20 protein-coding genes and 1 pseudogene are annotated in these 23,616 nt (G+C 70.2%); 18 read left to right on the forward strand and 3 right to left on the reverse strand.

Annotated elements, in window-relative coordinates:
• Positions 1-4: 4 nt before the first annotated feature.
• The 7 genes and pseudogenes from ABID77_RS20930 (at position 5) to ABID77_RS20960 (ending at position 6,672) form a co-directional block, all read left to right on the forward strand.
• The gene (locus tag ABID77_RS20930; RefSeq protein WP_429600103.1) at positions 5-994 is read left to right on the forward strand and encodes a branched-chain amino acid ABC transporter permease; all 990 of its coding nucleotides are present in this window, start codon (positions 5-7) and stop codon (positions 992-994) included.
• An 11-nt stretch (positions 995-1,005) separates the two neighbouring features.
• Positions 1,006-1,809: an ABC transporter ATP-binding protein gene (locus tag ABID77_RS20935; RefSeq protein ID WP_429600161.1), complete on the forward strand. Its 804-nt coding sequence runs from the start codon at positions 1,006-1,008 to the stop codon at positions 1,807-1,809.
• Positions 1,806-2,591, forward strand: a complete 786-nt coding sequence (locus tag ABID77_RS20940; RefSeq protein WP_429600106.1) for an ABC transporter ATP-binding protein — start codon at positions 1,806-1,808, stop codon at positions 2,589-2,591. The genes ABID77_RS20935 and ABID77_RS20940 overlap by 4 nt, the downstream gene beginning before the upstream one ends.
• 158 nt (positions 2,592-2,749) lie before the next feature.
• Positions 2,750-3,634, forward strand: a complete 885-nt coding sequence (locus ABID77_RS20945; protein WP_429600109.1) for an alpha/beta hydrolase — start codon at positions 2,750-2,752, stop codon at positions 3,632-3,634.
• A gap of 529 nt (positions 3,635-4,163) precedes the next feature.
• Positions 4,164-4,403 carry a hypothetical protein gene (locus ABID77_RS20950; RefSeq protein ID WP_429600112.1) on the forward strand — a complete coding sequence of 80 codons (240 nt, stop codon included), beginning with the start codon at positions 4,164-4,166 and terminating at the stop codon, positions 4,401-4,403.
• 82 nt (positions 4,404-4,485) lie between these two features.
• Positions 4,486-4,635, forward strand: a pseudogene (locus ABID77_RS20955) (sugar ABC transporter ATP-binding protein); the annotation flags it as partial.
• A gap of 660 nt (positions 4,636-5,295) precedes the next feature.
• Positions 5,296-6,672, forward strand: a complete 1,377-nt coding sequence (locus ABID77_RS20960; RefSeq protein WP_429600115.1) for a carbohydrate porin — start codon at positions 5,296-5,298, stop codon at positions 6,670-6,672.
• A gap of 150 nt (positions 6,673-6,822) precedes the next feature.
• On the opposite strand, the gene ABID77_RS20965 is transcribed toward ABID77_RS20960, so the two are convergent.
• Together ABID77_RS20965 and ABID77_RS20970 are read right to left on the reverse strand one after the other, a co-directional pair.
• Complete coding sequence (locus tag ABID77_RS20965; protein WP_429600118.1) at positions 6,823-7,734, reverse strand: aldose 1-epimerase; 912 nt, start codon at positions 7,732-7,734, stop codon at positions 6,823-6,825.
• On the reverse strand, positions 7,731-8,687 hold the full coding sequence (locus tag ABID77_RS20970) for an SMP-30/gluconolactonase/LRE family protein (protein ID WP_429600120.1): 957 nt from the start codon (positions 8,685-8,687) through the stop codon (positions 7,731-7,733). Before ABID77_RS20970 ends, ABID77_RS20965 begins: the two co-directional genes overlap by 4 nt.
• Positions 8,688-8,836: 149 nt before the next feature.
• Between ABID77_RS20970 and ABID77_RS20975 the strand changes: the two genes are divergently transcribed.
• Positions 8,837-9,619 (forward strand): SDR family NAD(P)-dependent oxidoreductase, encoded by a 783-nt coding sequence (locus ABID77_RS20975; RefSeq protein ID WP_429600123.1) that lies wholly within the window; start codon positions 8,837-8,839, stop codon positions 9,617-9,619.
• Between the two features lie 54 nt (positions 9,620-9,673).
• On the opposite strand, the gene ABID77_RS20980 is transcribed toward ABID77_RS20975, so the two are convergent.
• Positions 9,674-10,642, reverse strand: coding sequence for a LysR family transcriptional regulator (locus ABID77_RS20980; RefSeq protein WP_429600126.1), 969 nt, complete (start codon positions 10,640-10,642; stop codon positions 9,674-9,676).
• Positions 10,643-10,778: 136 nt separating this feature from the next.
• Between ABID77_RS20980 and ABID77_RS20985 the strand changes: the two genes are divergently transcribed.
• The 10 genes from ABID77_RS20985 to ABID77_RS21030 all read left to right on the forward strand — a co-directional run bounded on the left by ABID77_RS20985 (position 10,779) and on the right by ABID77_RS21030 (position 23,515).
• Positions 10,779-11,747 (forward strand): ABC transporter substrate-binding protein, encoded by a 969-nt coding sequence (locus ABID77_RS20985; RefSeq protein ID WP_429600128.1) that lies wholly within the window; start codon positions 10,779-10,781, stop codon positions 11,745-11,747.
• A gap of 182 nt (positions 11,748-11,929) precedes the next feature.
• Positions 11,930-13,003, forward strand: coding sequence for a multiple monosaccharide ABC transporter substrate-binding protein (gene chvE / locus ABID77_RS20990; protein ID WP_429600131.1), 1,074 nt, complete (start codon positions 11,930-11,932; stop codon positions 13,001-13,003).
• Positions 13,004-13,043: 40 nt separating this feature from the next.
• A complete protein-coding gene (mmsA, locus tag ABID77_RS20995) occupies positions 13,044-14,606 on the forward strand; it encodes a multiple monosaccharide ABC transporter ATP-binding protein (protein WP_429600134.1) in 1,563 nt (520 codons plus the stop codon).
• Positions 14,603-15,811, forward strand: a complete 1,209-nt coding sequence (gene mmsB, locus ABID77_RS21000) for a multiple monosaccharide ABC transporter permease (protein WP_429600136.1) — start codon at positions 14,603-14,605, stop codon at positions 15,809-15,811. Before mmsA ends, mmsB begins: the two co-directional genes overlap by 4 nt.
• 4 nt (positions 15,812-15,815) lie before the next feature.
• Entirely contained in the window at positions 15,816-17,423 is a 1,608-nt protein-coding gene (locus ABID77_RS21005) for a sugar ABC transporter ATP-binding protein (protein WP_429600139.1), read from the forward strand.
• 33 nt (positions 17,424-17,456) lie between these two features.
• On the forward strand, positions 17,457-18,500 hold the full coding sequence (locus tag ABID77_RS21010; RefSeq protein ID WP_429600142.1) for an ABC transporter permease: 1,044 nt from the start codon (positions 17,457-17,459) through the stop codon (positions 18,498-18,500).
• An 80-nt stretch (positions 18,501-18,580) separates the two neighbouring features.
• Complete coding sequence (yjfF, locus tag ABID77_RS21015) at positions 18,581-19,582, forward strand: galactofuranose ABC transporter, permease protein YjfF (RefSeq protein ID WP_429600163.1); 1,002 nt, start codon at positions 18,581-18,583, stop codon at positions 19,580-19,582.
• A gap of 139 nt (positions 19,583-19,721) precedes the next feature.
• Entirely contained in the window at positions 19,722-21,461 is a 1,740-nt protein-coding gene (locus tag ABID77_RS21020; protein ID WP_429600144.1) for an IlvD/Edd family dehydratase, read from the forward strand.
• Between the two features lie 69 nt (positions 21,462-21,530).
• Positions 21,531-22,478 carry a dihydrodipicolinate synthase family protein gene (locus tag ABID77_RS21025; protein ID WP_429600146.1) on the forward strand — a complete coding sequence of 316 codons (948 nt, stop codon included), beginning with the start codon at positions 21,531-21,533 and terminating at the stop codon, positions 22,476-22,478.
• A 32-nt stretch (positions 22,479-22,510) separates the two neighbouring features.
• Positions 22,511-23,515: a Bug family tripartite tricarboxylate transporter substrate binding protein gene (locus ABID77_RS21030; protein ID WP_429600149.1), complete on the forward strand. Its 1,005-nt coding sequence runs from the start codon at positions 22,511-22,513 to the stop codon at positions 23,513-23,515.
• Positions 23,516-23,616: the final 101 nt, after the last annotated feature.

The following is a 23,616-nucleotide window of genomic DNA, read 5'->3' on the forward strand; positions in this document are numbered from 1 at the left end:
TCCGATGCAACCCGTTCCTTCCGCTTCGACGACGACCGCGCCCTCCGGCCTGCTCGACCACCCGCTGCACCCATGGCGCAGCCTCGCCGTGCTGCTGCTCCTGGCCGCGCTGCCGCCCGTCGCCTCGGCGCTCGGCGAGGACTTCTACGTCGGCCTGGCGACCCGCATCCTGATCTTCGCGCTGGCCGCCACCAGCCTCAACCTGATCCTCGGCTTCGGCGGCATGGTCAGCTTCGGCCACGCGGCCTTCGTCGGCCTGGGGGCCTACGTGGTGGGCATCCTGATGCAGGAGGGCGTGACGTCGGCCTGGATCGCCTGGCCGGCGGCGGTCGCGGCCGGCGCGCTGTTCGCCCTGGCCGTGGGCGCCGTCAGCCTGCGCACGCGGGGCGTCTACTTCATCATGATCACGCTGGCCTTCGCGCAGATGCTGTACTACCTGATGGTGTCCTGGAAGACCTGGGGCGGCGACGACGGGCTGACCCTGCCCGGCCGCTCCGTGCTGGGCGCGGGCGTCGATCTGGCCAGCGACACCCGCTTCTACTACGTGGTGCTGGGGCTGTTCGCGCTGGTGTTCGTCGGCGTCCAGCGCCTGCTCGACGCGCGCTTCGGCCACGTGCTGCAGGCGCTTCGCGAGAACGAGACGCGCATGGGCGCCATCGGCTTTCCGGTCTACCGCTACCAGCTCGTCGCCTTCACGCTGGCGGGCGGGCTCGCCGGGCTGGCCGGCGCGCTATTGGCCAACCAGTCGGGCTTCGTCAGTCCGGCCTTGCTGCAGTGGAACCAGTCGGGCCTGCTGCTGGTGATGGTGATCCTGGGCGGCGTCGGCCACCTGTGGGGCGGCTTCGTCGGCGCGGCGGTGTTCCTGCTGCTGGAGGAGGTCCTGTCGGCCTACACGATCCACTGGCAGTTCGCGCTCGGCGCCGTGCTGCTGGCGGTGGTGCTGGCGGCGCCGCGCGGGCTGGCCGGTCTGTCGCGCCGTGGAGCGCGGTCGTGAGCGGCACCGGCATGCGCACGACGACGAACGCGCACCCGGTTGCCGACGCTGCGGCGCCGCTGCTGCACGTCGACGGCCTGGTCAAGCGTTTCGGTGGCCTGGTCGCCACCGACCGTGCCGCGCTGCACGTGCTGCCGGGCGAGTTGCACGCGCTCATCGGCCCCAACGGCGCGGGCAAGACGACGCTGATCCACCAGATCTCCGGCGCGCTGGCGCCCGACGCCGGCCGCATCGTCTTCGGCGGCGAGGACGTCACGCGCGTGCCGATGCCGCGCCGCGTGCTGCGCGGGCTGGTCCGGTCCTACCAGATCACCAGCGTCTTCGCTCGCCTGTCGGTGCGCGACAACCTGGCGCTGGCGGTGCAGGCGCGCCAGGGATCGAGCCTGCGCTTCTGGCGCCCGGCGCGCGCGGAAACCGCCCGCTACGCCGAGGCCGACGCGGTCGCCGAGCGCGTCGGCCTGGCGGCGCGCCTGCACGCGCTGGCCGGCGCGCTGGCGCACGGCGAGCAGCGGCAGCTGGAGGTCGGCCTGGCGCTGGCGACGTCGCCGCGCCTGCTGCTGCTCGACGAGCCGATGGCCGGCATGGGACCGGACGAGTCCGAGCGCATGCTGGCCCTGCTGCAGTCGCTGCGCGGGGCGACCACGATGCTGCTGGTCGAGCACGACATGGACGCGGTGTTCCGGATGGCCGACCGCATCTCGGTGCTGGTGGCCGGCCGCGTGATCGCGTGCGGCGCGCCCGGGCACATCCGCAACCACCCGGAGGTGCGGCGCGCCTACCTGGGCGACGAACTGCCGACGGAGGCCGGGGCGTGAGCACGATGCAGGGATCGAATGTCGGCGGCCGGGGCGGCACCGGTGCCGGCGTCGCGGCCGACGCTGCCGCGCGGCCGGCGCTGCTCGAGGTCGACGACCTGCGCGCCGCCTACGGCAGCAGCCAGGTGCTGTTCGGCGTCGGCCTGCGCATCGGCGCGGGCGACGTCGCCACGCTGCTGGGCCGCAACGGCATGGGCAAGACGACGACGGTGCGCGCGGTGCTCGGCCTGCTGCGCCCGTCCGGCGGCACGGTGCGCTTCCTCGGCGAGCGCATCGAGGGCCTGGAGCCCGACCGCATCGCCCGCATGGGGCTGGCGGTGGTGCCCGAGGGGCGGCAGATCTTCCCCAACCTGTCGGTGTCCGAGAACCTGCGCGCCTTCGCCGCCAACCGCAACCGCTCGGCCGACCCGTGGACGCTGGAGCGCGTCTGCGACCTGTTCCCGCGACTGGCCGAGCGCTCGCGCAACCGGGGCGACCAGCTCTCCGGCGGCGAGCAGCAGATGCTGGCCATCGGCCGGGCGCTGATGACCAACCCGCACCTGCTGGTGCTCGACGAGGCCACCGAAGGCCTGGCGCCCCTGGTGCGCGAGGAGATCTGGCGCTGCCTGGCCCGGCTGCGCGCCGGCGGCCAGAGCATCCTGGTGATCGACAAGTACGTGCAGCGGCTCGTCGCGCTGGCCGACACGCACACCATCGTGCAGCGCGGGCGCGTCGTCTGGCAGGGCGATTCGGCCGCGCTGGCGGCGCAGCCGGCGTTGTGGCAGACGTACATCGGAGTTTGAGCTCGCCCCCAGTCTTCGCGCACTTCGTGTCGCTTCGCCAACCCCCTTCGGGGGCAACACCGGCGGCCCGGCAAAGCCGGTTCCGCGGTGTCTTGGAATAGGCTCCACGATCGTCACGCTGCTGCGTTTGAAAAACATTCGGAATCAGGAGTTCGTTCATGCCCCGCCTCTACCGCGACTTCGAGACCCAGGAACAGATCGACGCCCATTACGACCCCGCATTGCCTGTGGTCGACCGGGCGGCGGAGATGCGCCACTACGCCGAGCGCAGCGCGCACGCCCGCGCGACGATGGATTGCCGGCTCGGCGTGCCCTACGGTCCGACGCGCGCCGAGACGCTCGACATCTTCCCGGCCGGACGGCCCGGCGCGCCGGTGTTCGTCTTCATCCACGGCGGCTACTGGCGGGCGCTGTCGGCGGGCGATTTCAGCTGCGTCGCGCTGGGCCTGCAGCGGCGCGGCGTCACGGTGGTGGTGCCCGACTACGCGCTGTGTCCGGCGGTGACGCTCGACGAGATCGTCCGGCAGGCGCGCGCCGCCTGCGCCTGGGTGCTGCGTCACATCGACGCGCACGGCGGCGACCCGACGCGGGTGGCGGTGGGCGGCAGCTCGGCCGGCGGCCACCTGGCGGCGATGTGCCTGCAGACCGAGTGGGCGCGCGACTACGGCCTGCCGGCCGATCCGTTCGCCGGCGCGGTGCTCGCCAGCGGCCTGTACGACCTGGCGCCGCTGCGCTTCAGCTATCTGCAGCCGAAGATCCAGCTGACCGAGGAACTGGTGCGGCGCTGCTCGCCGGCCTTGCTGCCGATGCGGCCCTGCGCCACGCCCGTGCTGCTGACCTGGGGCGGCGTCGAGCAGGCCGAGTTCGCCCGCCAGTCGCTCGCCTGGCGCGACGCGTGGCGGGCCGCCGGCAACCGGGTCGAGTTGCTGGACCAGCCCGAGGCGCAGCACTTCACCGCCATCCACGGCTTCGAGGACCCGGACAGTGCGTTGTGCGACTGGCTGGCGCGGGTGCTGTCGGCACCGGACGTCGACACTCGATGAATCGACGGCCGCCCCGGCGTCGACCGATCCCGTCCTCCGCACCTCGCTCGCCGATGCGCAAGACGCAGCGGCCTGGTCGGCGGACGCGAGGGTCTCGACAGCGATCGAACCACTCGCAAAACCGGTGACGGAAGGCGGCCCGTCCGTCGGCAGTGATCCAAGAAATTCCATCCTTCCCTTTTTCGCGAGTCGAAAGGCCGACGACGCAGGCCGTCCGTCGCACGGGGTGAGCGCGACGCACGACCGACCTCGTCGAGCAGGCCACGTCAGAGTCGATCGGAGGGAAGTCCGATGGCTCGCGCTGAGTCGTTGCCGGACGAGTCGGTACCATCTCAGCATGCTCGATGAGTGGGTGTCGACGCTGGTGCCGACTCATCCACCGCATCGAAGGCATTGCCTCTATACAGTGGAGGATTCGCATCCGAAGGGCAGCGGCGTTCGGCCTGCTTCCGGTGTGCTGCTCGTGCGTTGCTCTCGGAGACCGCGTGGGCCATCGCCTGGTGCCCTGGTTTTCCGAGGCCTCGTCCACATGACCCGACCCACCCGCACCGCCGCCGAACTCCATGCCCTGCTGATCGAGCGCATCGAGGCCATTCCCGAATTGCACGGTCGACGCACCGACGTTCACACCGGCGGCGTCGTCGGCATCGAGGCGGAGGAGGGCGGACCGAACTGGACCGTGCGCGTCGCGAGCGACCGCGAGCGGCATCGCAACGACATCGGTCGCATCATCCGCGAACTGCAGATGCGCTACGACCTGGAGGACTGAGCGGAGCGCGGAGCGCGGAACGCCGCATCGCGACGCCGCGATGTCGATCGAGGTGCGGTCGGGGATCGGCAGAGGTCGGCGACAGCGGCGCCTTTGCGCCATCGGCCGCTCCGTCGCACGCAGGCCGAAGGTGTTCCCGTTCGACGAGCCACTGTCAAATCTGGACGCGTCGCTGCGCGCGACGATGCGCATCGCGCCCGCCAGGCTGCACCGCGAACTCGGCACGACGATGCATCTCGCGCGCGCTCCCGGCCGCGCAGACCGGCGCCCTGGTCCTGGGCGTGCGTCCGGCGCACATCGCCATCGCCCCGCGGGTCGACGCCGAGGGCTCTCACCTGTTCCGCGTCGATGGCGTGGCATTGGCATTGACGGATTCGGCGGTGCGATCGCCGACTCGCCGCACTGCGCGAAACGATGCGATCGCACATGCCGGTGGCTCAGCCCAATTGATATTTGGATGAGTATCGATAGTGCCGAATTAATACGAGTTATTTCAGGGTTTGCACCGAAATCGACTCAAAAGGCAGTCAATTAGAGTTCTCCGTCTCACTCGAGTCAGCGTTGCTCGAACAGGTCGAAAAACATAACTACAAGAAATTCGATGGATTTCATTGACTCTTCTGTCCCGTCACCTCGGGTGACGAAAGGACCGGTGCCGCACGACCCGTACGTCGTGCCGCGCGCCGAGCCATTCCCCGTCCGGCATCGCCTGATGCAGCAGCCGGCCGCGCCACCGATCTAGATTCCGGCCCCATCGCGCGGGCCGTCTCCTTTTCTCCGAATCACAGAACCGTCCAGCGACCTGCGTCGCTGGCGCCGGGCAGACCTGCGCCCGCAAAAAGCCAGGCAATTCCGTCACTCCAAAAACCGCGACAACACGAGGAGACTTTCCATGCAATTCAAATCCCATTCATTCAATGCCATCGCTGCCGCGATCACCGTGCTCCTGACGGTCCTCCACGGGCAGGCGCAGGCGCAGACCGTCGAGGCGGTGCCCATGGACTCGGTGCCGCCGGACGCGCAGGTCAAGGCCGACCCGACGAGGGATTTCGTCGCCAAGGTCAACCAGGCGACCGGCCTGGAGTTCTGGGGCTACGGCCGAGGCGGCTTCTACGGCGGCGGCAACGGCGCGCCCAAGGGCGGCTACGCCCTCGGCGGCGACCTGCAGAAGTACCGCCTGGGCAACGAAGGCGACAACTACCTCGAGTTCGGCCTGGGCAAGCGCTTCGACCTCGGCAACGGCGCGAACTTCGGCGTGTACTACATGCCCAAGGTCTACAACGGCACCACCGGCACGGCGCAGGCGTATTTCACCCTCGGCGGCATCTTCGGCAATCCCTCGACGCTGTGGGCCGGCCAGCGCTACCACCGCATCGTGGACGTGCACATCGTCGACAAGTTCATCCTGGAGGACGGCGACAACTACGGCGCCGGCATCGACGACATCCCGCTGGGCGGACTGGGCCGGCTGAACGTCTCGGCGCACACCTCCGACTCCTTCGACAACCGCGGCGGCACGCCCAACAACGCCCGCCGCGTCAATGCGCAGTGGCGCGACATCCCGACCAATCCGGGCGGCGCGCTGACGATCACCGGCGGTCTCGTGTCCGGCGCCTTTGCCCAGGGCAAGGACGGCGGTGCCGCGGGCCTGATGCACGTGCAGAAGAACTTCCTGGTCGCCGGCCTGAACAACACGGCGATCGTGCAGGCGTCGAGCGGCCACGCGGCGATCAACGGCAAGTTCTACAACCTGGACAACAGCACCACCACCACCGGCCTGCTGACGGGCGTCGGCTTCGACCCCAACACCACCTTCGCGCCGCTCGTGACCCGCACGGTGACCACGCCGCAGCCCGGTGCGCAGCAGCGGCGCATCCTGGACTCGCTGGACTTCCAGATCGGCCGCTTCGGTGGCCAGACCCTGATCGGCTACCAGACCACCAGCCCGGACAGCGGACCGGAGACCAAGGACCTCTCGGTGGGCGGTCGCGTGTCCTACGGCATCGCGAAGTACACCAAGCTGCTGGCGGAGGTCGGCGTCACGCGCCGCGCCGTCGACGGCCAGGCGCGCCAGACCCTGAACAAGGGCACGCTCGCGGTCGCCTTCTCGCCGGACACCGATTTCTGGACCCGGCCCGAGTTCCGGCTCTACGCCACCCGCGCCAACTGGAACCAGGCCGCCGCCGTGGCCAACGCGTCGGGCTTCGGCGCCGACGGCCGTCGCAGCGCCACCGTCTTCGGCGCGCAGATGGAAGTCTGGTGGAAGTGAGCGGAAGGCCCGCGTGAAGCGAGCGGGGCCGGGCAGCGACCGGCTCCGTTGCCCGAGGCAGGACGGTCGGACCGCGGCCATCGCCCGGCGCCCGGCCGATCTCCGGCGCAGGGGGCCGGCGGGCGGCGGCGATGCCGCCCCCGGTGCGCCCTACAGGTCCTCGAAGCGCCAGGCCACGTCCAGCCGCATCGACTCGCCATGCGCCAGCACGCGCAGGCCCGGCCGGCCCGGCATGTGGAAGGCGTCGATCGGGTGCGTGATCGGCTCGAAGCAGAAGCCCGGTCCCTCCGGCGGCCGGTAGACCAGGCAGAAGCCCTTCGCGTCGTCGCCGTCGAGGTGCGGCTCGCGCTGCGCCACCGTGAGGCGCAGGCCGTGCTCGGGCCAGTCGATCCGGCCGTGGCCGCCCCAGCCGCTGAAGCCGTTGTCGATCAGCGCCCCCCATGCGGACATGCCGCCGTCCAGGTCCCAGCCCTCGGGCAGTTCGGCCGTGTGGCCGGTCGGGATCGGGTCGGCGCCGCACAGCCAGACGCCGTCGACCGGCGCCTGCACGCGGGTGCCCGCCGGGCGCGGGAACCACGGGTGCAGGCCCAGGCCGTAGGGCAGGGGATCGGCGCCCCGGTGCGTGACCTCGACGCGCTGGTCGAGTCCGCCGTCGACCAGCCGGAAGGTCTGCACGGCCTCGTAGTCGTAGGGGTTGCCGTCGAAATGGCGCGAGGCCAGCGTCATGACCACCGTGTCGTCGGCCGGCCGGGACAGCGTCCAGGGCTGCAGCCAGCCGTCGCCGTGGATCGGGTAGGGCTCGCCGGCGCGGTTCGGGCGCATCGGATGGAAGCGGCCTTCGTGCTCGAAGCCGCCGCCGCTGATGCGGTTGGACCACGGCACCATCGCGAACGAGGCGAGCTTGTAGAGGTCGGGCGTGACGCCGTCCCAGGGCCGCCAGAGGTCGAGCGGCGTGCCGCCGTCGGTGGCGTCGCGGCGCCAGGCGGCGACGCTGCCGCCGAGGGAGGGCACGAGGCCGAGCTGCTGGCCGGCGTGCCGGAGCCAGACGATGGGATGCGTCATCGAGGACCTTGTCCGAAACGGTGGGAGGGCACGCCGGGGCTGTCGAGCTCGACGGCGAAGAGGGCGCCTGCGAGCGGCTGGGCCGCGCGCCGGGCGTCGTCCAGGCCGGTGGCGGCGCTGGTGACGTAGAGGGTGCGCAGGTCGGGGCCGCCGAAGGCGCAGCTGGTGATCTGGCGGGCCGGCAGCTCGATGCGGCCCAGCTCGGCGGCCGTGACCGGGTCGTGGCAGCTCACGCAGCCGGCGCCCCAGTGCGCGATCCAGACGCGGCCGGCGGCATCGGTGGTCATGCCGTCGGGCACGCCGTCGCCGCGCTCGAGCTGCAGCCAGACGCGACGGTTCGACAGGGTGCCGGTGGCGGCGTCGACGTCGTAGGCCAGCACGGTGCCGCGCACCGTGTCGTTGAAGTACATCGTGGCGCCGTCGGCCGACCACGTCGGGCCGTTGGTGACGGCGAAGCCGGCGTCGTGGCGGGCGGTGCCGCCGTCGGGGTCGTGGCGGTAGAGCGCGCCCGTGGGCGCCTCGCAGGCGAAGTCCATGGTGCCGCCCCAGAAGCGCCCGCGCGCGTCGCACTTGCCGTCGTTGAAGCGGTTGGTCGCGGGCTCGTCCGGGCGGTGGCGGTAATGCACCTCGCCGGTCGCCGGGTCGAAGGTGGCGAAGCCGCGCCGCAGCGTGATCAGCAGCAGGTCGGGCGAGGCCGTGATGTCGGCCGAATCGGAGATGTCCGCGCCTTCCGCGATCTCGGCCACGGCCGAGATCTCCTCGTCGAAGGCCCAGCTGCGTCGCTCGCCGTCCGACGGGCGCAGGCGATGCAGTCGCCGCCCGAGGATGTCGACCCACCACAGCGCCTGCAGCCGGGGCGACCACAGGGCGCCCTCGCCGAGCAGGGCGCCGGCGTCCCAGACGCAGCGAGGCGGGCCGGATGGACGGGGAGGGGAAAGCGGCGCGTGCGGCATGGTCGGAAGGGGCGCGGCGACGGCGTCCCGAAAAGGCTCTTGACGCGCCGGATCGTATCAAGGCATATTGATAATGAAAAGAAGTTATTAGAATATTTATCAATACGATTTTTGCAATGATAGAAAAAACACCATCCGGAGACTCCGACATGAGCGCCATCCCCGCCGACGCCTTTTCCATCTATCCCAGCCTGCACGGCCGCAACGTCTTCGTCACGGGAGGCGGCAGCGGCATCGGCGCGGCCATCGTGCGGGCGCTGGCGGCGCAGGGCGCGCGGGTGGCCTTCGTCGACATCGCCCAGGGGCCGAGCCGCGCGCTCGCGCAGTCGATCGAGGCGGCCGGCGATCCCGCGCCCTGGTGGCGGACCTGCGACGTGCGCGACGTCGCGGCGCTGCAGTCGGCCATCGCCGAGGCGGCCCTGGCGCTCGGCGACTTCTCCGTGCTGGTCAACAACGTGGCGAGCGACGACCGCCACACGCTCGAGTCGGTCACGCCCGACTACTACGACGACCGCATGGCGATCAACGAGCGGCCGGCCTTCTTCGCCATCCAGGCGGTGGTGCCGGGCATGCGCCGGCTGGGCGCGGGCTCGGTGATCAACCTGGGATCGACCGGCTGGCAGGGCAAGGGCGCGGGCTACCCGTGCTACGCCATCGCCAAGTCGTCGGTCAACGGCCTCACGCGCGGGCTGGCGCGCACGCTGGGGCAGGACCGCATCCGCATCAACACGGTCTCGCCCGGCTGGGTCATGACCGAACGTCAGATCGCGCTGTGGCTCGACGAGGAAGGGGAGCGCGAACTCCAGCGCAACCAGTGCCTGCCCGACAAGCTGCAGCCGCACGACATCGCGCGCATGGTGCTGTTCCTGGCCTCCGACGACGCGGCGATGTGCACGGCGCAGGAGTTCACGGTCGACGCCGGCTGGGTGTGACGACCCCGGCGAGGGCGGGGGAGACCCGGCCTCGCCGTCGTCCGCGGTCCGCGCTCAGGCCGGCTCGGGTCGTCGGCCGTAGACCGGCAGGCTGGCGGTCTTGAGCGACTGCAGCAGCAGCGTCGCGCCGGGCGAGAGCAGCCGGTCGGTGCGCGTGATGAAGCCGAAGTCGTCCATGTGGCAGGGCATGTCCAGCGGCAGGATCTCCAGGATGCCGTGCGAGGCGTAGTAGCGCGCCACCTCGGCGGCCATCACGCACAGCGTGTCGCTCTGCTGGAGCATGCGCGTGATGAACAGGATCGCGGCGGTCTCGATCACGTTGAAGGGGGGCGTGAGGCCGGCTTCCTGGAACATCAGGTCGAAGCGGTGGCGCAGCACGCTGCCCGCCGGCGGCACGATCCAGCTCGCGCCGACGACGTCGCGCAGCGCGAGGCTGCCGTGGCCCGCGAGCGGATGGCCGGGGCGCGCCACGGCGCACACGGGCTCGCCCGTCAGGGGTTCGTAGCGCAGGTTCGCCTTGTCCTCCTCGCCCAGGAAGCGCGCGACCAGGATGTCGAGCCGTCCCTGGCGCAGCCGCTCGATCAGCACCGGGCTGGTCTCGATCTCCAGCACCACGCGCAGGCTCGGCTGCTCGCGCTTGACCATCGCGATGGCCGGCGGCAGCAGGGCCAGCGCCGGCGAGGTGATGGCGCCCACCCCGACCTGCCCGAAGCGGCCGGCCTTGAGCGCCGTCAGCTCCTCGTGGGCCATGTTGAGGCTGGCGAGCGCCTCGCGCGCGTGGCGGATCATGGTCTCGCCGTACCAGGTCGGCCGCATGCCGCGCGGCAGGCGCTCGAACAGCGGCACCTCCAGCGCGTCCTCCAGGTCCTTGAGCAGCTTGGAGGCGGCCGGCTGCGTCATGTGGAGCACGCGGGCCGCGCCGTGGATGTTGCCCTCGTCGGCCAGCGCCGAGAGCAGCAGCAGCTGGCGCGTCTTCAGACGGGCGCGAAGGAACCAATGAATGCTGTCGGTCGATACGGACATGGGGGTTTGCCTGAATGTGTTTATCGATATCAATTTTGATCAAAAAAGTATTTGATCAATACAAATTCCATTCTTACACTTCGCATCGAGTTTCGACAACAACATCGCCGCCGAGGCGGCCAACAGGAGACGGACCATGACGACCAATCGCAGACAACTCATCGCAGCCGCAGCCACGACGCTGGGCGCTGCCGCCCTGATGCCGGGCTTCGCCTTCGCGCAGAAGAAGATCGTGCTGGGCTTCAGCCAAGTCGGTGCCGAAAGCGAATGGCGCACCGCCAATACGGAATCGATCAAGTCCGCCGCCAAGGATGCCGGCATCGAACTCAAGTTCTCCGACGCGCAGCAGAAGCAGGAGAACCAGATCAAGGCCCTGCGCGCCTTCATCGCGCAGAAGGTCGACGTGATCGCCTTCTCGCCGGTGGTGGAGTCGGGCTGGGACAACGTGCTGCGCGAGGCGCAGGCCGCCAAGATCCCGGTGATCCTGACCGACCGCGCCGTCAACGCCAAGGACACCTCGCTCTACGTGACGTTCATGGGCTCGGACTTCGTCGAGGAAGGCCGCAAGGCCGGGCGCTGGCTGGTCGAGCGCATGAAGGGCAAGACCGGCGAGGTGCGCATCGTCGAACTGCAGGGCACGGTCGGCTCGGCCCCGGCCATCGACCGCAAGAAGGGCTTCGAGGAAATCGTCAAGGCCGATCCCAAGTTCAAGATCGTGCGATCGCAGACCGGGGATTTCACGCGCGCCAAGGGCAAGGAAGTGATGGAGGCCTTCCTGAAGGCCGAGGGCAAGAACATCAACGTGCTCTACGCGCACAACGACGACATGGCCATCGGCGCCATCCAGGCCATCGAGGAGGCCGGGCTCAAGCCGGCCCAGGACATCACGATCATCTCGATCGACGGCGTCAAGGGCGCCTTCCAGGCCATGATGGCCGGCAAGCTCAACGTGTCGGTGGAGTGCAGCCCGCTGCTCGGCCCGCAGCTGATGACGGCGGTCAAGGACGTCCTGGCGGGCAAGCCGGTGCCCAAGCGCATCGTGACGGAGGAGGGCATCTTCCCGATGGAGACGGCCGCCGCCGAATTCCCGAAGCGCAAATATTGACCACCCCCAGTCTTCGCGCACTTCTTGTCGCTTCGCCAACCCCCTGGAAGGGGGCGATACCGGCGGCCCGGCGGAGCCGGTTCCGCGGTATCCCCGGGCTTGGGACGTGCCGGTTTCGACGGATGCATGCGGCATCCACAAGCACCCATAACAACTGAGACTCCCCTCGAAAGATCGCTTCCATGAAACGCACATTCCTCAAGACGCTCGTCGCCACGGCGACCCTCGCCGCCGTCGCGGCGCTCGCGCCGCTGGCGCAGGCCCAGGACAAGGGGCTGGTCGGGATCTCCATGCCGACGAAGTCGTCGGCGCGCTGGATCGGCGACGGCGACAACATGGTCAAGGTGCTCAAGGAGCGCGGCTACAAGACCGACCTGCAGTACGCCGACGACGACATCCCCAACCAGCTCGCGCAGATCGAGAACATGGTCACGCGCGGCGCCAAGGTGCTGGTGGTGGCCTCCATCGACGGCACCACGCTGTCGAAGGTGCTGCAGAACGCGGCCGATCGCGGCATCAAGGTCATCGCCTACGACCGCCTGATCAAGGGCTCGAAGAACGTCGACTACTACGCCACCTTCGACAACTTCCAGGTCGGCGTGCTGCAGGCGACCTCGATCGTCGACAAGCTCGGCCTGAAGCAGGGCAAGGGCCCGTTCAACATCGAACTCTTCGGCGGCTCGCCCGACGACAACAACGCGTTCTTCTTCTACGACGGCGCGATGAGCGTGCTCAAGCCCTACATCGACGGCGGCAAGCTGGTGGTGCGCAGCAAGCAGACGGGCATGGACAAGGTCGGCACGCTGCGCTGGGACGGCGCGGTGGCGCAGGCGCGCATGGACAACCTGCTGTCGGCCTACTACGGCAACGCCCGCGTCGACGCCGTGCTCTCGCCCTACGACGGCCTGTCGATCGGCATCCTGTCCTCGCTCAAGGGCGTGGGCTACTGCAGCGCGCAGCAGCCGTGCCCGGTGGTCAGCGGCCAGGACGCCGAAGTGCCCTCGGTCAAGTCGATCCTCCGCGGCGAGCAGTCCTCGACGGTGTTCAAGGACACGCGCGAACTCGCCAAGGTGACGGCCAACATGGTGGACGCGGTGGTCTCGGGCAAGACGCCCGAGGTCAACGACACCAAGACCTACAACAACGGCGTGAAGGTGGTGCCCGCCTACCTGCTCAAGCCGGTGAGCGTGGACAAGTCCAACTGGGAGTCGGTCCTGGTGGGCAGCGGCTACTACAAGGCCTCGCAGGTCAAGTGAACCCGGTGCGCCACGGCGTGGCGCACGGAAGGCAATCTCGATGACGGTACTGCTGGAGATGCGGAACATCCGCAAGACCTTTCCCGGCGTGGTCGCGCTCGACCGCGTCGACCTGCGCATCCGCGCGGGCGAGATCCACGCGCTGGTGGGCGAGAACGGCGCGGGCAAGTCGACGCTGATGAAGGTGCTGAGCGGCGTCTATCCGCACGGCGAGTACGCCGGCGACATCGTCTACGACGGCGAGGTGCGCCGGTTCGGCGGCATCCACGACAGCGAGCGCGCCGGCGTCATCATCATCCACCAGGAACTCGCCCTGGTGCCGATGCTCTCCATCGCCGAGAACCTGTTCCTGGGCAACGAGATCGCCCGGCGCGGCGTGATCGATGGGCTGGAGACGCACCGTCGCACGCGCGGGCTGCTCGAGAAGGTCGGCCTGCGGCTGTCGCCCGAGACGCCGGTGGGCGACCTGGGCGTGGGCCAGCAGCAGATGGTGGAGATCGCCAAGGCGCTGTCCAAGCGCGTGCGCCTGCTGATCCTCGACGAGCCCACCGCCAGCCTGAACGAGAACGACAGCCAGGCCCTGCTCGACCTGCTGATCGGGCTGCGTGCCGAGGGCATCACCTGCATCCTGATCTCGCACAAGCTCAACGAGATCGCGCGCGTGGCCGACGCGGTCACGATCCTGCGCGACGGCAGCACGGTCGAGACCATCGACTGCGCCGCCGGTCCGGTGAGCGAGGACCGCGTGATCCGCGGCATGGTCGGGCGCGCGATGGCCGACCGCTACCCGCCGCGCGCGCCGGTCATCGGCGAGGTCGGCTTCGAGGTGCGCGGCTGGTCGGCGCGGCATCCGCAGCGCCACGACCGCGCCTTCCTGCGGGACCTGGACCTGAACGTGCGCCACGGCGAGGTCGTGGGCATCGCCGGGCTGATGGGGTCGGGCCGCACCGAGTTCGCCATGAGCGTGTTCGGCCGCAGCTGGGGCCGGCAGATCGAGGGCCGGGTGCTGGTCGACGGCCGCGAGGTCGACGTCGGCACGGTGGGCAAGGCCATCGCGCAGGGGCTCGCCTACGTCACCGAGGACCGCAAGGGCGCCGGCCTGGTGCTGGAGGAGAGCATCCGCTTCAACACCTCGCTGGCCAACCTGGCCGGCGTGGCGCGCGCGGGCGTCATCGACGACCTGCGCGACAACGAGATCGCCGAGGGCTATCGCCGCGCCATGCGCATCCGCACGCCGGACGTGGAGCAGAAGACCGTCAACCTCTCCGGCGGCAACCAGCAGAAGGTGGTGCTGGGCAAGTGGCTGTTCACCAGCCCCAAGGTGCTGATCCTCGACGAGCCCACGCGCGGCATCGACGTCGGCGCCAAGTACGAGATCTACGCGCTCATTGCCGAACTGGCGGCGCAGGGGCGCTGCGTGATCGTCATCTCCTCCGAGATGCCCGAGCTGCTGGGCATCTCCGACCGCATCTACGTGATGAACGAGGGCCGCTTCGTCGCCGAGATGCCGACGGCCGAGGCCTCGCAGGAAAAGATCATGGGCGCCATCCTCCGGGGGCATGCGCCCCGGGCGGCGGACGCCACCACGAGAACGATTGCATGACCCAAGAAACCTCCGCCCTGGCCCGACCGGTCGCCGCCCCCGCCGACACCGCGTCGACGGCCGCCTTCCTGCGCCGCAACTTCCGCGAGTACGGAATGCTGCTGTGCCTGATCGCGATCATGATCTTCTTCCAGGTCATGACCGACGGCACGCTGATGCAGCCGCTCAACCTGACCAACCTGGTGCTGCAGAACAGCTACATCGTCATCATGGCGCTGGGCATGCTGCTGGTCATCGTGGCTGGACACATCGACCTGTCGGTGGGCTCGGTCAGCGGTTTCGTCGGCGCGCTGGCGGCGGTGCTGATGGTCAATCACGACTGGCCGGTGCTGCCCGCGACGCTCGCCTGCCTGGCCTGCGGCGCGCTGGTCGGCGCGGCGCAGGGCTGGTTCGTCGCGTACTTCCGCATCCCGTCGTTCATCGTCACGCTCGCGGGCATGCTGGTCTTCAAGGGACTGGCGCTGGCCCTGCTGGCGGGTCAGTCGATCGGCCCCTTTCCGGAGGTGTTCCAGCGCCTGAGTTCGGGCTTCATCCCCGATGCGTTCGACGTCCAGGGCACGAGGATGACTTCGCTGCTGCTGGGCGTGGCGTTGGCGGCGGCGTTCGCGGCCGCCGGCTGGCGCACCCGCCAGCGCCAGCGCGCCCACGGCATCGCGGGCGAGCCGGCGGGCTTCTTCGTCGGCAAGACGGTGGTCTTCTCGGCGTTGCTGATCGGCTTCGCCTGGATGCTGGCCTCCTACCGCGGCCTGCCCAACGTGCTGGTGGTGATGGCCCTGCTGATCGGGCTGTTCGACTTCGTCACCCGCCGCACCACCATCGGCCGGCGCGTGTACGCCCTGGGCGGCAACGAGAAGGCGGCGCGCCTGTCGGGCATCGACACCCGGCGCCTGAGCTTCTACGCCTTCGTCAACATGGGCGTGCTGGCGGCGCTGGCCGGGCTGGTGTTCGCCGCGCGCCTGAACACCGCCACGCCCAAGGCCGGCCTGGGCTTCGAGCTGGACGTGATCGCGGCCTGCTTCATCGGCGGCGCGTCGGCCTCGGGCGGCGTGGGCAAGGTGATGGGCGCGGTGATCGGCGCCTTCGTCATGGGGGTGATGAACAACGGCATGTCGATCATGGGCATCGGTATCGACTACCAGCAGGTGATCAAGGGCCTCGTGCTGCTCGCGGCCGTGTTCATCGACGTCTACCACAAGAACCGCTGAACCGATGAACGCCGTCATTCCATCCGAGGCCGACGCCGTGACCGGTCGGCGCGACGACACCTTCGTCACGATCGACACGTCGGCCGACGCCGCCGGCCGGCCCGCGCCCGTGCTCGAACTCGCCGGCATCGGCAAGCGTTTCGGTCCCGTCGAGGTGCTGCGCGACGTGCGGCTGCGCCTCTATCCCGGCGAGATCCACGCCTTGATGGGGCAGAACGGCGCGGGCAAGTCGACCCTCATCAAGGTGCTCACGGGCGTGTTCCCGGCCAGCGCCGGCGAGGTCCGGCTCGACGGCCGGGCGATCCGTCCGGCCACGCCGGTCGACGCGCAGCGCCTGGGCATCAGCACCGTCTACCAGGAAGTGAACCTGTGCCCGAACCTCTCGGTGGCCGAGAACGTCTTCGCCGGACGCTACCCGCGCCACGGTTGGGCGCAGGGCCGCCGCATCGACTGGGCCGTGGTCGAGGAGCGCGCGCGACAGCTGCTCGCGCGCATCGGGCTGGACATCGACGTCACGCGGCTGCTGTCGAGCTACCCGGTGGCGGTGCAGCAGATGGTGGCGATCGCGCGCGCGCTGGGCCTGCGCTCGAAGGTGCTGATCCTCGACGAGCCGACCTCCAGCCTCGACGACGACGAGGTGCAGAAGCTCTTCGCCGTGCTGCGCCGGCTGCGCGGCGAGGGCCTGGCGATCGTCTTCGTCACGCACTTCATGAACCAGGTCTACGCGGTGTCCGACCGCATCACCGTGCTGCGCAACGGCGCCTGGGTCGGCGAGTGGCCGGTGGCCGAACTGCCCGCGCCGGCGCTGATCGCCGCGATGCTCGGACGCGAACTCGCGGCCCAGCAGGCGCGGCAGGCGCCGCCCGAGGTGGTCGGCGACGACGGCGCCGCGCTGCTGGAGACGCGTGCCCTGGCCCAGGCCGGGCAGCTCCAGCCGATCGACCTGAAGCTGCGCGCCGGCGAGGTGGTCGGCCTGGCCGGCCTGCTGGGCGCCGGGCGCACCGAACTCGCGCGCCTGCTCTTCGGCCTGGAGACGCCCGACGCCGGCGTGCTGCGCATCGACGGGCGCGAGGTGCGCTTCGCCAGCCCGGCCGACGCCATCGCCGCCGGCCTGGCGCTGTGCCCGGAGGAGCGCAAGACCGATGGCATCGTCGCCGAGCTGTCGGTGCGCGAGAACATCGCACTGGCCCTGCAGGCACGCATGGGCGTCGGCAAGTTCCTCTCGCACGCCGAGCAGACGAAGCTGGCCGAGCGCTTCGTCGCCCTGCTGGGCATCAAGACCGCCAGCATCGAGACGCCGATCGGCCTGCTGTCGGGCGGCAACCAGCAGAAGGCCGTGATCGGGCGCTGGCTGGCCACGGGTCCGCGCCTGCTGATCCTCGACGAGCCCACGCGCGGCATCGACGTCGCCGCCAAGCAGGACATCATGGATCGGATCCTGAAGCTGGCCGAGGCCGGCATGGCGGTGCTCTTCATCTCGTCGGAGATCGCCGAGGTGGTGCGCGTGGCGCACCGCATCGTGGTGCTGCGCGACCGCGTGAAGGTCGGCGAGCTGCCCGGCGGCTGCACCGAGGACGAGGTCTACGAACTCATCGCGGCCCAGCCGGCCTGACTTACACGCCAACTCCCGCCATTCCCCATTCCCATGTCCGATCCGTCCTCCTCCCTCCCCGCGCGCGCGATGCGCCACCGCCTGGCCTGGCCGCTGGTCACGCTGGCGCTGCTGCTGGCCGTCAACGCGGCCTTCAACCCGAGCTTCCTGCACGTCGAGTGGCGCGACGGCCATTTCTACGGCAGCCTGATCGACATCCTGAACCGGGCCGCGCCGCTGGTGCTGGTGTCGCTGGGCATGACGCTGGTCATCGCCACGCGCGGCATCGACATCTCGGTCGGCGCGGTGGTGGCGATCTCGGCGGCGGTGGCGGCCTGGACGATCGGCGGCGCGGCCGACGGCAGCGCCCGCTTCGGCCTGCCGCTGGCCATAGGCGCGGCGCTGGCCGTGGCGCTGGCGTGCGGGCTGTGGAACGGCGCGCTGGTGGCCGGCGCGGGCATGCAGCCCATCATCGCCACGCTGATCCTGATGGTGGCCGGCCGCGGCATCGCGCAGCTCATCACCGACGGCCAGATCCTGACCATCTACCACCCGCCGTTCTTCTTCATCGGCGGGGGCTACCTGCTGGGCCTGCCGTTCTCGATCTTCGTCGTGGCCGGGGTCTTCGCGGCGCTCTACCTGGCCGCCACGCGCAGCGCGCTGGGCCTGTTCCTGCAGGCCGTGGGCATCAACCCGACGGCCGCGCGCGTGGCCGGGGTCAACGCCCGGCGCCTGATCGTCGGCGCCTACGCGGTGTGCGGCCTGTGCGCGGGGCTGGCCGGACTGCTGATCAGTTCCAACGTCAAGAGCGCCGACGGCAACAACGCCGGCGCACTGCTCGAGCTCGATGCCATCCTGGCCGTGACCCTGGGCGGCACGCTGCTGACCGGCGGGCGCTTCAGCTTGGTGGGCAGCGTGATCGGGGCGCTCATCATCCAGACGCTGACCTACGCCATCTACTCGCTGGGCGTGCCGCCGGAGATCAACCTGGTGGTCAAGGCGGTGGTGGTGTTCGCCGTGATGCTGCTGCAGTCGGCGGAATTCCGCGACGCGCTGCGCGTGCTGGCGGTGCGTCCCCAGCAAGGAGCCGCGCAATGAACACGATCGCCAACCTCCCGGTTTCCATCGACCCCCACCCGGACCTGCGCGGGCTCGACGCCGCCGCCGCGCCGGCCGTCATGTCGCCGGCGCGGGCCGCGCCAGCGCCGGCCGCGTCGCGCCGCCTCGACCCCAAGTACCTGCCGCTGACGGCGACCGTGTCGCTGTTCGCCCTGATGGCGCTGCTCGGCTCGCTGCGCTACGACGGCTTCTTCTCGGCCCAGGTGTTCCTCAACCTGCTGATCGACAACGCCTTCCTGGTGGTCGTGGCGGTGGGCATGACCTTCGTCATCCTCACCGGCGGCATCGACCTGTCGGTCGGCTCGGTGGTGGCGCTGACGACGATGGTGTCGGCCTCGCTGGTGGAGCACCACGGCTGGAGTCCGGCGGCGACCATCCCGCTGGTGCTGGCGATGGGCACCGTCTTCGGCGGCGCCATGGGCTTCCTGATCGAGCGCTTCCGGCTGCAGCCCTTCATCGTCACGCTCGCGGGCATGTTCCTGGCGCGCGGCCTGTGCTACCTCATCAGCATCGACTCGATCAGCATCACCAGCGAGGCCTATGCCGGGCTGGCGCAGCTGCGCATCCCGCTGGGCGGCGGCGCCTCGCTCTCGCTGGGCGCGGTAATCGCCGTCGCCGTGCTGGCGGTGGCGGTGTTCGTCGCCCACGGCACGCCCTTCGGCCGCGCGGTCTACGCCATCGGCGGCAGCGAGGCCTCGGCGCGGCTGATGGGCCTGCCGGTGCGCCGCACGCTGATCGGCGTCTACGCGCTCTCGGGCCTGTGCTCGGCGCTCGCGGGCGTGCTGTTCACGTTCTACATGCTCTCGGGCTACGGGCTGCACGCGGTCGGGCTGGAACTCGACGCCATCGCGGCGGTGGTCATCGGCGGCACGCTGCTCAGCGGCGGCGTCGGCTACGTGGCGGGCACGCTGTTCGGCGTGCTGATGCTGGGGATCATCCAGACGCTCATCGCCTTCGACGGCACGCTCAGTTCCTGGTGGACGCGCATCGTGGTCGGCGCGCTGCTGTTCGTGTTCTGCCTGCTGCAGCGCTTCTTCACCGCCGGGCGACGACGGCGCTGACGGCGCCGGTCCGCATCTGCATCCGCATCCGCCTTCGAGTTCGTCCTTCGCCGCTCCCCGTTTTCTTCCGGCGCCCGCTGCCGTCGCTGCCGCGTGCTCCGACGCTCCCCCATCCATCTCCAGAGGCCTCGTCCGCACCATGTCCGATCGTCCCACCCCCAAGAAACTGCGTTCCACCGAATGGTTCGGGAGCGCCGACAAGAACGGCTTCATGTACCGCAGCTGGATGAAGAACCAGGGCTTCCCCGACCACGAGTTCGACGGCCGGCCCGTGATCGGCATCTGCAACACCTGGTCGGAGCTGACGCCCTGCAACGCCCACTTCCGCAAGATCGCCGAGCACGTCAAGCGCGGCGTCTACGAGGCCGGCGGCTTCCCGGTCGAGTTCCCGGTGTTCTCCAGTGGCGAGTCGAACCTGCGGCCCACCGCCATGCTCACGCGCAACCTGGCGAGCATGGACGTCGAGGAGGCCATCCGCGGCAACCCGATCGACGCCGTGGTACTGCTCACCGGCTGCGACAAGACCACGCCCGCCTTGCTGATGGGCGCGGCGAGCTGCGACGTGCCGGCCATCGTCGTCACGGGCGGGCCGATGCTCAACGGCAAGTTGAACGGGCGCGACATCGGCTCGGGCACGGCGGTGTGGCAGCTGCACGAGTCGCTCAAGGCCGGCGAGATCAACCTGCACCAGTTCCTCTCGGCCGAGGGCGGCATGTCGCGCTCGGCCGGCACCTGCAACACGATGGGCACCGCCTCGACCATGGCCTGCATGGCCGAGGCGCTGGGCACCTCGCTGCCGCACAACGCGGCGATCCCGGCGGTCGACGCGCGGCGCTACGTGCTGGCGCACATGTCGGGCATCCGCATCGTCGAGATGGCGCGCGAGGGCCTGACGCTGTCGAAGATCCTCACGCGCGAGGCCTTCGAGAACGCCATCCGCACCAACGCCGCCATCGGCGGCTCGACCAACGCCGTGATCCACCTCAAGGCCATCGCCGGGCGCATGGGCGTGCCGCTGGAGCTGGAGGACTGGACGCGCATCGGCCGCGGCACGCCGACGCTGGTCGACCTGATGCCCTCGGGCCGCTTCCTGATGGAGGAGTTCTACTACGCCGGCGGCCTGCCGGCGGTGCTGCGGCGCATGGGCGAGGCCGGCCTGCTGCCGCACCCCGACGCGCTCACGGTCAACGGCCGCAGCCTGTGGGAGAACGTCAGGGAAGCGCCGCTGACCAACGACGAGGTGATCCGGCCGCTGGACAAGCCGCTGCTCGCCGATGGCGGCATCTGCGTGCTGCGCGGCAACCTGGCCCCGCGCGGCGCGGTGCTCAAGCCCTCGGCCGCCACGCCGGCGCTGCTGCAGCATCGCGGCCGCGCGGTGGTGTTCGAGAACCTGGAGCACTACAAGGAGCGCATCGTCGACGAGTCGCTCGACATCGACGCCGACTCCGTGATGGTGCTGAAGAACTGCGGCCCGCGCGGCTATCCCGGCATGGCCGAGGTCGGCAACATGGGCCTGCCGCCCAAGCTGCTGCGTGCCGGCATCAAGGACATGGTGCGCATCTCCGACGCCCGCATGAGCGGCACTGCCTACGGCACGGTGGTGCTGCACGTCGCGCCCGAGGCGGCCGCCGGCGGCCCGCTGGCGGCGGTGCGCGACGGCGACTGGATCGAGCTCGACTGCGCCGGCGGCCGCCTGCACCTGGACATCCCCGATGCCGAACTGGCCGAGCGCCTGGCGGCCATCGCGCTCGAACCCGCGCCGGCCGACGGCGGCTACCGCCGCCTCTACGTCGACCACGTGCTGCAGGCCGACGAGGGCTGCGACCTCGACTTCCTGGTCGGCTGCCGCGGCAACGACGTGCCGCGCCATTCGCACTGACCGGGACGATCGCGCCGCCGATCCCGACCCATCGAACACCGACCATCGAACGAGAGAAAGAACCTGCCCATGCCGTCCCCCCGCCCGTCGCCCTCGCGCAGCCAGCCCCGCTTTCGGGGCGTGTTCCCGGTCGTACCGACCACCTTCGACGAGTCCGGCGCGCTCGACCTGGAGAGCCAGAAGCGGTGCCTCGACTTCATGATCGACGCCGGCTCGACCGGCCTGTGCATCCTGGCGAACTTCTCCGAGCAGTTCCTGCTGTCGGACGAGGACCGCGAGGTGCTGACCCGCGTGTCCCTGGAGCACGTGGCCGGGCGCGTGCCGGTGATCGTCACCACCACCCACTTCAGCACCCGGGTGTGCGCCGAGCGCAGCCGCCGGGCGCAGGACATGGGCGCGGCCATGGTCATGGTGATGCCGCCCTACCACGGCGCCACCTTCCGGGTGCCGGAATCCAAGGTCTTCGAGTTCTACGCCGGCGTCTCCGACGCCATCGACATCCCGGTGATGGTGCAGGACGCGCCGGCCGCCGGCACGCCGCTGTCGGCGCCCTTCCTCGCCCGCATGGCGCGCGAGATCGAGCAGGTGAGCTATTTCAAGATCGAGACGGCGGGCGCGGCCTCCAAGCTGCGCGACCTGATCGAGCAGGGCGGCGAGGCCATCGAGGGCCCGTGGGACGGCGAGGAGGCCATCACGCTGCTGGCCGACCTGGACGCCGGCGCGACCGGCGCCATGACCGGCGGCGGCTTTCCGGACGGCATCCGCAAGATCATGGACGCCTACGCCGCCGGCGACCGCGAGGCGGCCGTCGCGCAGTACGGGCGCTGGCTGCCCCTGATCAACTACGAGAACCGGCAGGCCGGCTTCCTGACCGCCAAGGCGCTGATGAAGGAGGGCGGCGTGATCGCCTGCGACCTGCCGCGTGCGCCGTGGCCCGCCCTGCGCCCCGAGGTCCGCGCCGGCCTGCTGGACGCGGCCCGGCGGCTCGACCCCCTGGTCCTGCGCTGGGGCCGTTGAGCGCCGCCCGTCGACCGACACGGATGCACGACATGAACCCACCGATCCCACGCCGCGAATTCCTCCGCGCGGCCGCCGCCGGCGCCGGCCTCGCGGCGCTCGCTCCCGCCACCACCGCCTGGGCCGACCCCGCCTGGCCGACGGTCAAGCCGGTCTCGCTGATCGTCGGCTACCCGCCGGGCGGACTGACCGACATGGGCGCGCGCTTCGTCACCCAGGGCCTGGCGAGCGCGCTGGGGCAGACCTTCCTGGTCGACAACCGCCCGGGCGCCTCGGGCAACCTGGCGGCCGCCGAGGTGATGCGGGCCCACGATCCCTACAAGCTGCTGGTCGCCAACACCAGCTTCACGATCAACCCGCACACCTTCACCTCGCCGTCGCCGCCCAACCCGAACGACTTCACGCCCATCGGCATGATCCTGGAGTCGCAGCTGGTGCTGTGCGTCAATCCGTCCTCGCCGGCGAAGAACCTCAAGGAATTCGTCGCCTGGGTGAAGGCCGAGGACAAGGCCGGCGGCTTCAGCTACGCCACCGGCGGCAGCGGCGGCAACACGCACCTGGCGATGGAGCACTTCCGCGAGCGCACCGGCCTGCCGGCCATGAACCAGGTGCCCTACCGGGGCAGCGCGCCGGCGATCCAGGACGTGGTGGGCAACCAGGTGCCCTGCATCATGGACGCGGCCTCGCTGCTGATCCCCTTCATCCAGAGCGGCAAGGTCCGGCCGATCGTCGTCACCGGCGCGCGACGCCTGCCGGCCCTGCCCGACGTGCCGACCGCCGCCGAACTGGGCGTGAAGGATTTCGACGTCACCGTCTTCGTCGGCCTCTACGGCCCGCCGAAGCTCGACCCGGCCATCGTCGGGAAGCTGAACGCGGCGCTGAACACCACGCTCGCCGCGCCCGGCGTGAGCGGCTCGATCACCAAGAACGGCGACCTCGTGGGCGGCGGAACGCCGGAGCGGCTCGCCAAGATCACTTCCGACAACCACACCTTGTGGGGCGAGATCGTCCGCAAGAACCACATCAAGGCGACCTGAAGCACACCATGCAAAGACACGACAACCTCATCGGCGGCGAGTGGACCCCCGGGGCGAGCTACAGCCCGAACCTGAACCCGTCGAACCTGGGCGACACGATC

This window comes from Variovorax sp. PvP013, from assembly GCF_050435945.1.
GTDB lineage: Bacteria > Pseudomonadota > Gammaproteobacteria > Burkholderiales > Burkholderiaceae_C > Variovorax.